The following is a 10,356-nucleotide window of genomic DNA, read 5'->3' on the forward strand; positions in this document are numbered from 1 at the left end:
AGGCCCTGAAGGCGACAGAGGCGACAAGAGGCGTACGGCGTGCGGGAGTTCATCGTCGAGGCGGACGGCGGTTCCCGGGGCAACCCGGGGCCCGCGGGCTACGGCTCCGTGGTGCGCGACGCGGCGAGCGGCGAGACGCTCGTGGAACGGGCGGAGTACATCGGCACGGCCACGAACAACGTCGCCGAGTACCGCGGACTGCTGGCCGGGCTGCGCGCGGCCCGCGAGCTCGACGCGGGTGCGCGGGTACGGGTGCGGATGGACTCCAAGCTGGTCGTCGAGCAGATGTCGGGCCGCTGGAAGATCAAGCACCCGGCGATGAGACCCCTGGCGATGGAGGCGGCAGCGGTCTTCCCGCCCGGGCAGGTCACCTACGAGTGGATCCCGCGCGAGCAGAACAAGCACGCGGACCGTCTCGCCAACGAGGCGATGGACGCGGGGGCGCGGGGGGAGCGGTGGGAACCGTCCCGGTCGACGGCTGAGCCGGCTGCCGGCACCACGGTCCCCGAACCGGCGGGTCCGCCGGGGGACGCGGGCGCGGCGCGGGCGAGGGCGGCCCTGGCCTCAGCGGGGACGGCGAAGGCTCGTGCGGGGTCGGAGAAGGCTTCTGCGGGGACGGCGAAGACTCCCGCGGCGAAGGGTCCCGCAGCCGCGGTGGTGCGGGAGGCGGCCGACATCCGGGCCGCTCGCAACGTCGCCTCGGCGCCGCCGGACCTCGGTGCCCCCACCACCTTCGTACTGCTGCGGCACGGTGAGACCCCGCTGACCCCCCAGAAGCGGTTCTCCGGCAGTGGGGGCGGCGACCCGGGTCTCTCCGAGGCCGGCCGACGGCAGGCCGAACTGGTCGCCGGCGTGCTGGCCGCGCGCGGAACCGTGCAGACCGTCGTCTCCTCACCCCTCGCCCGCTGTCGCGAGACGGCCGGTGTCGTCGCAGCCCGCCTCGGGCTGGAGGTCGGTGTCGAGGAGGGACTGCGCGAGACGGACTTCGGTGCCTGGGAGGGCCTCACCTTCGGCGAGGTCCGCGAGCGGTACCCGGACGACATGAACGCCTGGCTGACCGATCCCGAGGCCGCACCCACCGGCGGCGGCGAGAGCTTCGCGGCCGTCGCCCGCCGGGTCGCCGTGGCGCGGGACAAGCTGCTCGCCTCCCACGCGGGCCGCACCGTCCTGGTCGTCTCCCACGTGACGCCCATCAAGACCCTGGTCCGGCTCGCTCTCGGCGCACCGCCCGAGGCCCTGTTCCGCATGGAGCTCTCCGCCGCGTCCCTGTCCGCGGTGGCGTACTACGCCGACGGCAACACCGCCCTCCGCCTCCTCAACGACACGTCGCACCTGCGCTGACCGGGCGCCTCAGTCCCGCCGCCTCCCGGGCAAGGCGCTCGATCCGCGCCCAGTCCCGCCCGGCGATCGCGTCCTCGGGGACCATCCACGTACCGCCGACGCAGCCGACGTTGGGCAGGGCCAGGTACTCAGGGGCGTTCGCCGGTCCGATGCCGCCCGTCGGGCAGAAGCGGGCCTGGGGGAGCGGTCCGGCGAGCGACTTCAGGAACGCCGTGCCACCCGCCGCCTGCGCCGGAAAGAACTTCATCTCCCGCACGCCGCGCTCGAGGAGCGCCACGACCTCCGAGGCCGTCGACACCCCCGGCAGGAACGGTATTCCGGAGCCCCGCATCGCCGCCAGCAGCCCATCCGTCCACCCGGGGCTGACCAGGAAACGCGCCCCCGCCGCCACGCAGTCGGCCACCTGCTCCGGCGTGATGACGGTCCCGGCCCCCACGACCGCGCCCGCGACCTGGGCCGAGATCGCGTGGATGGCTTCCAGCCCGGCCGGGGTGCGCAGCGTCACCTCGATCGCGGGCAGCCCACCGGCCACCAGCGCCCGAGCGAGCGGGAGGGCGTCGGCGGCGTTCTTGACGACGACCACGGGGATGACGGGCGCGAGATCGAGCACCGGGTGGGCGGAGGGCGCGACGGACGGCGAGGACAGGGGCGAGGTCATGGCCGTCATCCTGCCCATGAACCACACCCTGCGCAAAGGTCGTTGCATATGATGCAACGCCTCGCTGGAACCCGTCAGGGATCAGTGGATCTCCGTCACCACCACATCCAACGACCACGCCTTCCCTGTCCGCCCGGGCGTCTCGGCCTCCACCGTGTACCCCAGGTCCCGCAGCGCCTTCACCAGTTCCGCCGGATCCTTCGGCGCGGCCCCCGCCGCCAGCAGGGCGCGGACGATCCGCCCCTTGGTCGCCTTGTTGAAGTGGCTCACGACCGACCGCTTCTCCACCCCGTTCACGACCTGGGAGTGCAGTACCCGCACGGTCGCCGTACGCCCGGCGACCTCGCCCTTCGGCTTCCACGCGGCCGCGTAGGCGGAGGACCGCAGATCGAGCACCAGCCCGTCACCGGCCGCCTCGGGGAGGGCGGAGGCCATCGGCGTCCGCCAGTACGAGCCGAGCGCCCCGAGCCCGGGCAGCTTCACGCCCATCGAGCAGCGGTAGGAGGGGATCCGGTCCGTGACGCGGACGGCACCCCACAGCCCGGAGAACACGAGCAGCGACCTGGCGGCGCGCCGCTTGGCGGCAGCGTCCAGCGAGGCCAGGTCCAGGGCGTCGTAGAGCACACCGGTGTAGATCTCCCCGGCGGGCCGCGCCCCCGCGCTGCGCAGCCCGGCGTTCTTCGCGACCTCCCCGCGCAGCCCCTCGCTCAGTCCGAGCACCTCGCGCGCCTTGTCGTCGTCCCCGGAGCAAAGCTCGACCAGCTCGTCCAGCACGGCCTCCCGCGCCGCGGTCAGCCCCGGCAGGGACAGCGACTCCAGCTTCAGCGGGGCACCGCGTCCGGAGGGCGCCTTGCCTTCGGAGGGCGGCAGCAGGACGAGCACGGGTTTCTCCTTGAACCGGGTGGTGGGGGCCTGCGCCAGGTTACGGGGTCACAAGGTCGCGGGGTCACACGGTCCGCGTGGTGACGCCGGCGACCGCGGCGAGTTCTCCGATCCGCATGAGATCAGTGCAGACGTTGACGTCGCGGCAGGGTCAAGACCGTTGCCACACCGGGGCCTTGACGGCTAACACCGTTAGCCTTACCGTCATGTCATGGCTAACGGTGTTAGCTGATACGCCCCACCCGCCCCAGGAGGCAGTCATGAGTACGGCCACCACCGCATCGACCCGCTCCACCCGCTCCGCCGTCACCGTCGTCCGCCGTACGGCCTGGCTCGCGAACGCGATCTTCTGGTCCGCCTTCGCCGTCCTCGAAGCCGTGAACCACGGCTGGACCGCCGCCACCCTCGCCCTGGTCTTCCTCGTCTTGCCCGACCTGACCTTCCTGGTCGCCCTCGACGAGGCGCCCCGCATGGCCAAGGGGCAGCTCGCGCCTCGCGCGGTGCCGTACTACAACGCCATGCACCGGGCGCTGGTCCCGCTCGCCCTCATGGCGCTGTACACGGTCGCGCCCGTCGCCTGGGCCCCCGCCTTCGCGGCCCTGTGCGGCTGGCTCGCCCACATCTCGTACGATCGCGCCTTCGGCTACGGACTGCGCACCAAGGAGGGCTTCCAGCGTGGCTGACCGTCCGGCCCCCACAGCCGGGGCGCACCTGTCGCCCCGCGCCCGCGAGATCGTCGCGGCGGCCCGGACCCTTCTGGAGGAATCCGGTCCCACCGCGCTCACCATGCGCACCCTCGCAGACCACCTCGGCATCAAGGCCCCCTCCCTCTACAAGCACTTCCCCGACAAACACGCCGTCGAGGTCGAGCTGATCGCCCAGATGCTCGACGAGACGGCCGAGGCCCTGGAGGCCGCCGAGACCCGCGCCCCCGGCTCGCTCCAGACCCTCGCGGAGGCGTACCGGACGTACGCCCTCGCCCACCCCCACCTGTACTGCCTGACCACCGAGCGCCCCCTGCCCCGCGCCGCACTGCCCCCCGGCCTGGAGGACCGGGCCGCCCTGCCCCTGCTGCGCGCCTGCGGCGGCGACCTCGACCTCGCCCGCGCCACCTGGGCCTTCGCCCACGGCATGGTGATCCTGGAGATCCACGGCCGCTTTCCTCAGGACGCGGCCCTGGAGGCGGCATGGAAGCGGGGCCTCCAGGCTTTGCAGCGCTGACGTCGCGGAAGGGCCGGGCGAGCGGTCCGGCGCCTGATCCTCTGCCTCTCCCCGAGCCTTTCGCCTTCAGCCTGGAGACCGAGGACTTTCTCTGAGCAACTCGGCGTTGCACCCCTTGGGACTCCAGGGGGTGCGGGATGGGCGTACGGGAACAGGCCACGTGGACCAGGGCACGGCTCGGCGCCGGCGGCCCGCCCCTAGACCTCCTCACCGCCCGGTTCGACCAGCACCGCTACGCCCCGCACGCGCACGAGGAGTTCACCATCGGCGTCTGCGTCGGCGGCTCCGAGGTCATCGACTACCGCGGCGGCCACATCCGCACCGGCCCCGGCACCATCGTCGTCCTCGACCCCGGCGAGACCCACACCGGCGCTCCCGCCACCACCACCGACGGCTACGCCTACCGCGCCCTGTACGCGGACCCCGCCCTCCTCTCCGACGGCATCCTCGGCGGCCCGCCCCACTTCCGCGAACCGCTCCTCGACGACCCCGAACTGGTCGCCGCCCTGTGCGTCACCCACACCGAACTCAGCGCCTGCCCCGACCCCCTCGAGGCCGAGTCCCGCCTCCCGTGGCTGCTGACGGCGCTGGCCCGCCGCCACTCCACGGCCCGCCCGACGCCCGACACGATCCCCGGCGCCGCCACGGTCGCCCGCGCCGTCCGAGACCGGCTCGCCGACGAACTACTCACCCCGCCCTCCCTGGCCGCCCTGGCCGCCGACCTCGGCATGTCCCGTTACCAACTCCTGCGCGCCTTCCGCACGACGACGGGCATGCCGCCGTACGCCTGGCTCGCCCAGTACCGCGTGACCCGGGCCCGCGGGCTGCTGGAGAGCGGACTGCGCCCGGCGCAAGTGGCCTCTCTCGTCGGCTTCGCCGACCAGGCCCACCTCACACGCTGGTTCCGGCGCGTGCTCGGGGTGACCCCGGCGGCGTACCGCAACAGCGTTCAAGACGCAGCCTGAGGGCGGCCCCACACTGACCGCATGACTGCACGCGGCTGGTTCCTCTTCTCCCTCATGGGAGTGATCTGGGGCATCCCCTACCTGATGATCAAAGTGGCGGTGGACGCGGTGTCCCCCACCATGGTGGTGTTCACGCGCTGCGCACTGGGCGCCGCGCTCCTGCTCCCGTTCGCGATACGCCAAGGGAACCTGACCCAGGTCGTACGGACCCACTGGCGCCCCATGCTGGCCTTCGCGTGCATCGAGATCATCGGCCCCTGGTTCACGCTCACCGACGCCGAACGGCACCTGTCCAGCTCCACGGCGGGCCTGCTGATCGCGGGCGTTCCGATCGTGGGCGTGGTCGCGGCCCGGCTCTTCGGCGACACGGAGCGCCTGGGCATACGACGGCTGACGGGACTGGCGCTGGGCCTGGCCGGCGTCGGCGTCCTCACGGCCCCCCACCTGACCGGCGGCGACGCGCGTTCCCTGGCGGAGGTGCTGCTGACGGTCGTCGGCTACGCGACCGCACCGCTGATAGCGGCCCGCCACCTCAAGGACGTCCCCACGCTCCAGCTCATCGCACCCTGCCTGACGCTCTCGACGCTGGTCTACGCCCCCGCCGCGGCGGCGACCTGGCCGACCACCGTCACCTCCACCCAGGTCCTGGCCGCGCTGGCCGGCCTGGGCGTCCTGTGCACGGCGGTCGCCTTCGTCGCCTTCCTGGAGCTGATCAAGGAGGCGGGCCCGACCCGTGCGACGGTGATCACGTACGTCAACCCGGCGGTCGCGGTCGCGGCGGGCGCGGCGTTCCTCGACGAGCGACTGACGGCGGGCATCCTGATCGCCTTCACCCTGATCCTGGCGGGCTCGGTGCTCGCGACGGCGGGCCCGGCCGCGGCCACGGCGCCGAAGCGGGCGCCGCGCCCGGTACCATGGTCCACACGGCAGACGAGCCGGGCGGACGGCCGCGTGGAGTCCCCCTGACGGGGTGCTCCCCGAGGAACGTCCGGGCTCCACAGGGCAGGGTGGTGGCTAACGGCCACCCGGGGTGACCCGCGGGACAGTGCCACAGAAAACAGACCGCCCGGCGCTCAGGCGCCGGGTAAGGGTGAAACGGCGGTGTAAGAGACCACCAGTGCCCAGGGTGACCTGGGCAGCTAGGTAAACCCCACCCGGAGCAAGGTCAAAAGGAGCGCTGTGAAAGGCGCTCTGCGCGGACGATCGAGGGCGGCCCGCCCGAGTCCGCGGGTAGACCGCACGAGGCCGGCGGCAACGCCGGTCCTAGATGGATGGCCGTCACCGAGGGGGCCGCGAGGGCCCTTCGGGACAGAACCCGGCGTACAGCCCGACTCGTCTGCCGCTTTATTCCCACAGGTCAGATCCCAGCGAGCCGTGCCCGGGCCGGATGGTTGACCGTCGAGAGTCGTGATGCTGTGGTCCTTGGCTCGTTCGGTTCGTTCTTCCGTGGTCCGGTGCCGTTCGTCGCTGGCGGGTTGCTCGGGCCGCGATGCGGGAGAGCGGTCGCCGCCGTCAGGCGGTCAGGAACTCCACGCGACGCATCACCTCGCGGCAGAACGCGCCCACCCCGTTCGGGTCGCCGGTGAACTGCGAGGGCTTGACGCAGAAGGTGGTGAATCCTTGGGCCATCTGCTCGGGGATGGGTTCGAGGGCCTTGGCGAGGTCCGCGCAGGAGTTGTCGTCGGGGAACACGGCGCGAGTGCTGCCGATCATCTCCAGGTCGGCGATGTCGCGGCCCGCGGCGGCCATCGCGGTCTTCAGCGTCTGCAGGTGCTCGGACTTCACCTTGCCCAGCGGGTTGGAAGGCATGGCCGTACCGGACGATCCTGCGGACCATCGCGTCGTGCATGCCCGCGCCGCCGAAGCACAGTCGGGGGCCGTCCGGGCGGTATGCCTTGGCTCGAAGTAGACGTCCTGGAAGGTGTAGTACTCGCTCTCGTGGGACACGGGAGAGGGGCCCCACAACTTCGCCCAGATCTCCAGGTACTCGTCGAGGAGCTTGCCACGCCGGGAGAACGGGACGCCGAGTGCCGCGTACTCGTCCCGGCTCCAGCCGACGTTGGGCAGCACGATCAGACGCCCTCGGAGAGAAGGTCGAGGGTGCCGAGCTCGCGAGCCAGGAGCAGGGGACGGCGCAGGGGAGCGATGACCGCCGACGCGGCGAGACGCAGGCGCTCGGTGACAGTGGCGATCGCGCTGAGCAGCATGAGCGAGTGGGGCCACGGGGCGTGGGGGTCCTGGTTGCCCGGCAGGCGTAGTCGCGGGGGTTACCCATCACGCCGCCTGCTCCGGCGTCGGGGCCGAGCACGATGTGTTCGCTGATCATGACGGAGTCGAATCCCGCGTCCTCGGCCTCGCGGGCCCAGCGGATCACGGTCGGCAGATCCGCGCGGCCTCCGGTCATGGTCCAGTTCTCGCTCAGGACGAGCTGCATGCGGGGAGTGGTCATCGTGGCGATCCTCAAGGCGGGCCTGTTTGTGGGCAGACGTGAGGGGCGGCCGCTCGTTCTGGCCGGGGCGCCCGGGGTGGCCGCAGCCGTCTGGACGGCTGCGGCCGGCGGTCAGGCGAGGGTGACCTCGACCGGCAGCTTCTTGATGCCGTTGACGAAGTTGGAGCGGACGCGGGGGACGTCGCCGGCGAGCTTGATGTCGGCGATGCGCGGGATGAGCTCCTCGAACATGATGCGGATCTCGGTGCGGGCGAGCAGGTTGCCCAGGCACAGGTGGGGGCTGCCCTTGCCGAAGGTGACGTGGTCGTTGTTCTGCCGGGTGACGTCGAAGTCGTACGGGTTGCCGAAGACCTCCTCGTCGCGGTTGCCGGAGGCGTACCACATGACGACCTTGTCGCCTTCCTTGATGTGCTTGCCGCCGAGTTCGACGTCGCGGGTGGCGGTGCGGCGGAAGTGGTAGACGGGGGAGGCCCAGCGCAGGAACTCCTCGACCGCCGTGGGGATCAGGGACGGGTCGTCCTTCAGCTTCGCCAGCTGCTCGGGGTGCTGGAGGAGGGCCAGCATGGAGTGGGAGATGGTGTGGCGGGTGGTCTCGTTTCCGGCCACCACCAGGAGAAGGAAGTAGTTGTCGAAGTCCTGGGCCGAGAGCGGGACGCCGTCGCGCGGCGTGGTGTTGACCAGCTTCGAGACCAGGTCCGTACCGTCGCCGCCGCGCCGCTGCCGCGCCAACTCCCTGCCGTACTCGAAGACTTCGATCGAGGCGGGGGAGCGGAAGGGCAGGTCGCGGTACTTCTCACTCTCCTCGCTGTGCAGCAGGACATCCGCATAGTCGGGGTCGGTGTTGCCGATGATCCGGTTGCCCCAGTCGATGAGCTGCTGGTTGTCCTCCGGCGGGACGTCGAGGAGCCGGGCCAGGACGTTGATCGGGAAGTCGGCGGAGACGTCGGCGACGAAGTCGAAGGTGCCCTTGGCGAGGGCCGCGTCCAGCGTCTTGGCGGTCAGACCGCGCAGGAAGTCGCTGTAGCTGTTGATGACGCTCGCGCCGAACTGCCGCTGGATCACGCTGCGCAGGGCGCGGTGGCGGACGCCGTCCATCTCCAGGATGGAGGCGCGCTTCTTGATCTGGTCGTCGTCGAGTTCTTCGAGATTGACGAACCTCGTGGAGGTGAAGGTCTCGGGGTCGCGGTCGACGGTGGCGATGTCGGCGTGCCTGGTGACCGCCCAGAAGCCGGAGTTGGGGGCCTCTTCGGGCTGCCAGTGGACCGGGTCCTGGTGGCGCAGGGTGTGGAACATGCGCCACGGGGTGATGCCGTCGGCGAAGTTGTCGAGGTCGGCGAGGTCCACCCGGTCGAGCGGCAGGGGCTCGTCGAGGGCTGCGCGCAGCTCGGCCCGGGTGGTGGGGACGGCGGGAACGGTGGGGCTGGTCATGTGGCGGTCCTTCGGGCGAGGGTTTCGGGGCGGGCTTACAGGTGGTAGGCGTACTCGGTGAACTCCCAGTCGGTGACGTGCCGCCCGAAGCGTTCGAGCTCGTCCCGCTTGTAGGTGAGGAAGGACGTGGTGAAGTCCTTGCCGAGCAGGTCGGTCAGGGCGGTGTCCGACTCCAGCGCGTCGAGCGCGGCCGACAGGCTCTGGGGCAGCAGGGCGGCACGGGAGGTGTCGTAGCCGTAGCCCTCCAGCGGGGCGGGCGGTTCCTCGCCGGCCTGGACGCCGAGCGAAGCGGCGGCGATCGTGCCGGCGATCAGCAGGTACGGGTTGGCGCTTGCGTCCCCCAGCCGCAGCTCCAGCCGCGCCCCGCCACCGCGCTCCGGCGGGATGCGGACCATGGCGCTGCGGTTGTCGAGCCCCCAGTCGATCAGCCAGGGCGCGAGGGTGTCCGGGCCGAAGCGCTTGTACGAGTTCACGGTCGGGTTGGCCAGGGCTGCGAGCGCGGGCGCGTGGGCGAGAATGCCCGCGATGGCGTGCCGGGCCGTGGCGGACAGGCCGTACGAGCCCGCCGGGTCGTCGAAGGCGTTCTGACCATCGGCGTCGTTGCACGACAGGTGGAGGTGGAAGCCGGAGCCGCCCGCGTCGCCGAAAGGCTTGGCCATGAAGGTGGCGAGGTTGCCCTCCTTGCGGGCCAGTTCCTTGACGGCCGCCTTGAAGCGGAAGGCGCGGTCGGCGGCGTCGAGGGCGGCGGAGTGGGTCAGGTTGATCTCGTACTGGCCGCCGTCGAACTCGTGGTTGCCGGTGACGACACCCAGCCCCAGGTCGCGCAGCGCGCGCAGGGTGCGCAGCAGGTGGTTGTCGGGGTCGGCGCGCAGGCCCGCGGTGTAGACGGCGCCGGTGGTCTCCGGTGAGCGGCGCCAGCCGGTGGGCGAGCCGGGGGCGGGTTCCAGCAGGAAGTACTCCAGCTCGGGGCCGACGACGGGGCGCAGGCCCTGCTCGGCGCAGCGGGCCAGGACGGTGCGCAGCAGGTCGCGGGGGGACTCGGGGGCGGGCGCGGAGGTCGCCGGGTCGGTGACCTCGCCGAGACAGGCGGCGACACCCGGCTCCCAGGGCAGGACGGCCAGGGTGGACAGGTCGGGGCGTACGGTCACGTCCGGCAGACCGGCGTCCAGACCGCCGGCGACCGCGACGACGTCGCCCTGCGGTGTGGTGTGGTAGACGGCGCGGCAGAAGGCGAGGCCGTGCTCGCAGGCCGACGGCAGATGGTCCAGCAGCACCTCGCGGGCGCGGTCCGTGCCGATCAGGTCGGGGTAAACCACCCGGACCACGTCGACGCCCTCGGCGGCGAGCCGCTCCATGTGCCGGCGGATGTCTGAGGTGTCGGATGCGCTCACCGGGTGTCTCCTTGGCGGAAG

At 71.9% G+C, this 10,356-nt stretch carries 8 protein-coding genes, 1 other RNA gene and 2 pseudogenes; 6 read left to right on the forward strand and 5 right to left on the reverse strand.

The window, feature by feature from the left end; genetic code table 11:
* Positions 1–39 precede the first annotated feature (39 nt).
* On the forward strand, positions 40–1,341 hold the full coding sequence (locus C3488_RS21780) for a bifunctional RNase H/acid phosphatase (RefSeq protein WP_103841882.1): 1,302 nt from the start codon (positions 40–42) through the stop codon (positions 1,339–1,341).
* On the opposite strand, the gene C3488_RS21785 is transcribed toward C3488_RS21780, so the two are convergent.
* Entirely contained in the window at positions 1,316–1,999 is a 684-nt protein-coding gene (locus tag C3488_RS21785; RefSeq protein WP_181139131.1) for a bifunctional 4-hydroxy-2-oxoglutarate aldolase/2-dehydro-3-deoxy-phosphogluconate aldolase, read from the reverse strand. The two genes, C3488_RS21780 and C3488_RS21785, sit on opposite strands and share 26 nt — an antisense overlap.
* 81 nt (positions 2,000–2,080) lie before the next feature.
* Positions 2,081–2,881 carry a peroxide stress protein YaaA gene (yaaA, locus tag C3488_RS21790; RefSeq protein WP_103841884.1) on the reverse strand — a complete coding sequence of 267 codons (801 nt, stop codon included), beginning with the start codon at positions 2,879–2,881 and terminating at the stop codon, positions 2,081–2,083.
* Positions 2,882–3,141: 260 nt separating this feature from the next.
* On the opposite strand from yaaA, the gene C3488_RS21795 reads away from it, so the two are divergent.
* The 5 genes and pseudogenes from C3488_RS21795 to rnpB all read left to right on the forward strand — a co-directional run bounded on the left by C3488_RS21795 (position 3,142) and on the right by rnpB (position 6,406).
* Entirely contained in the window at positions 3,142–3,564 is a 423-nt protein-coding gene (locus tag C3488_RS21795; protein ID WP_103841886.1) for a DUF4260 family protein, read from the forward strand.
* Between the two features lie 28 nt (positions 3,565–3,592).
* The gene (locus C3488_RS21800) at positions 3,593–4,102 is read left to right on the forward strand and encodes a TetR/AcrR family transcriptional regulator (RefSeq protein WP_103841910.1); all 510 of its coding nucleotides are present in this window, start codon (positions 3,593–3,595) and stop codon (positions 4,100–4,102) included.
* Between the two features lie 137 nt (positions 4,103–4,239).
* Positions 4,240–5,067 (forward strand): AraC family transcriptional regulator, encoded by an 828-nt coding sequence (locus tag C3488_RS21805; RefSeq protein WP_103841888.1) that lies wholly within the window; start codon positions 4,240–4,242, stop codon positions 5,065–5,067.
* Between the two features lie 84 nt (positions 5,068–5,151).
* A pseudogene (locus tag C3488_RS42650) lies at positions 5,152–5,868 on the forward strand (DMT family transporter); the annotation flags it as partial.
* Between the two features lie 130 nt (positions 5,869–5,998).
* Positions 5,999–6,406: RNase P RNA component class A (gene rnpB, locus C3488_RS21820), an RNA gene on the forward strand.
* A gap of 173 nt (positions 6,407–6,579) precedes the next feature.
* Here the strand turns inward: rnpB and C3488_RS41715 are convergent.
* The 3 genes and pseudogenes from C3488_RS41715 to C3488_RS21835 form a co-directional block, all read right to left on the reverse strand.
* Positions 6,580–7,274 (reverse strand): annotated as a pseudogene (locus tag C3488_RS41715) (LLM class flavin-dependent oxidoreductase).
* Between the two features lie 353 nt (positions 7,275–7,627).
* Positions 7,628–8,944 (reverse strand): cytochrome P450, encoded by a 1,317-nt coding sequence (locus C3488_RS21830; RefSeq protein WP_103841892.1) that lies wholly within the window; start codon positions 8,942–8,944, stop codon positions 7,628–7,630.
* A 35-nt stretch (positions 8,945–8,979) separates the two neighbouring features.
* Positions 8,980–10,335: a glutamine synthetase family protein gene (locus C3488_RS21835; protein WP_103841894.1), complete on the reverse strand. Its 1,356-nt coding sequence runs from the start codon at positions 10,333–10,335 to the stop codon at positions 8,980–8,982.
* Positions 10,336–10,356: the final 21 nt, after the last annotated feature.

The sequence above is a fragment of the Streptomyces sp. Ru72 genome (assembly GCF_002920635.1).
Classification (GTDB): domain Bacteria; phylum Actinomycetota; class Actinomycetes; order Streptomycetales; family Streptomycetaceae; genus Streptomyces.

Coding starts and splice junctions, on each gene's coding strand:
- C3488_RS21785 (WP_181139131.1), bottom strand. CDS start 1,999: ATGACCTCGCCCCTGTCCTCGCCGTCCGTCGCGCCCTCCGCCCACCCG.
- C3488_RS21795 (WP_103841886.1), top strand. CDS start 3,142: ATGAGTACGGCCACCACCGCATCGACCCGCTCCACCCGCTCCGCCGTC.
- C3488_RS21805 (WP_103841888.1), top strand. CDS start 4,240: ATGGGCGTACGGGAACAGGCCACGTGGACCAGGGCACGGCTCGGCGCC.
- C3488_RS21830 (WP_103841892.1), bottom strand. CDS start 8,944: ATGACCAGCCCCACCGTTCCCGCCGTCCCCACCACCCGGGCCGAGCTG.